Source organism: Allobosea sp. 01N443 (genome assembly GCF_056399325.1).
Genome location: NZ_JBFTRC010000393.1, coordinates 1 through 1,119, shown reverse-complemented (window position 1 = coordinate 1,119; position 1,119 = coordinate 1). Strand labels below are relative to the sequence as shown.

1 protein-coding gene is annotated in these 1,119 nt (G+C 70.4%); it reads left to right on the top strand.

The genetic code is table 11. From position 1 onward, the window contains the following. The coding region (locus AC1DRP_RS36620) for an autotransporter outer membrane beta-barrel domain-containing protein (protein WP_476771144.1) at positions 1-1,027 on the top strand (1,027 nt) is incomplete at its 5' end. Positions 1,028-1,119 lie beyond the last annotated feature (92 nt).

The window sequence follows — 1,119 nt, the reverse complement described above, 5'->3', positions numbered from 1 at the left end:
GATCCATACAGCCGCGCCGGCGCTGGCCGAGGTCGCGTCGGATCAGTTCCTGCGCACGATGCTCGATCCCTGGGCGGCAGGGAGATTGAACCAGGCAGGCGGATCGGGCCCCGGAACGGCCGCCTTCTCCGCCCTGGTGCGCAAGGGCGCGGATCAACCGGCCGGGCCGTCACGGCTTGATGCCCGGTCCTATTCGGTCTGGGGCGCGGGCTTCGGTTCCTATGGTCGGACCGGCGGCAACGCGGCGGTGGGCTCGAGCCGACGCAAGATCGACGACGCACATCTCGCGACGGGGGTCGATCTCCGGCTGATGCCCGGCACGGTCGCAGGCTTCGCCGTCTCCGCCGGCACGGCGCGCGCCTCGCTGCGCGGTGTGCTCGGGAAGATCGATGCAGATGTGGTCCAGGCCGGCCTCTACGGCGTCACCCAGCTCGGGCCGGTCAGGCTCGGCGCCGCGGCGAGCTATGCCCGGCTCGACAATGATATCAGCCGCGGCATTCCGGCACTCGGCTCGAGCCTGTCCTCGTCCTATGACACCACAGCCTGGAGCGGGCGCCTGCAGGCGAGCGCAACCGTGCTGAACTGGACCGGCTTTGGCTTCTCGCCGCTGGCCGCCCTCCAGGCGACGCGGGCGCAGAGTCCGGCCGTGCTCGAGAGCAACTGGGCCGGCGCCACTGCCGGCGCGCTGGCTTTGGCCAGGCGCAACGACGTCACGAGCCGCAGCGAACTCGGCCTGCAGCTCGACGCCGACACGATCCTCAATGGGGTTCCCGTCACCGGCTATGTCCGGGCGGTCTGGGCGCATTACTTTCAGCGCGATGCCGACCTGACCGCGAGCCTGGCGGGTTTTCCGGGCGCGGCCTTCAGCGCGACGGGCGCGCAAGCCGATCGCAACAGCGCGCTCGTCGCCGCCGGCCTCAACGCCAGGCTCAGCGAGCGCATCACGCTCGGCCTCAACCTCGACAGCGAACTTTCCGCGGGCAGCAACCGCCTCGGTGGTTCCGCGCAGCTCAGGGTCGGCTTCTGAGGCCAGGCTGCGCCGTACGGCGCTCCGTCCGCTTCGGACCCGGCGTCGATTCCATGTGAGTGGAGCAGATGCAGCGGATGTTGCGCCATGAG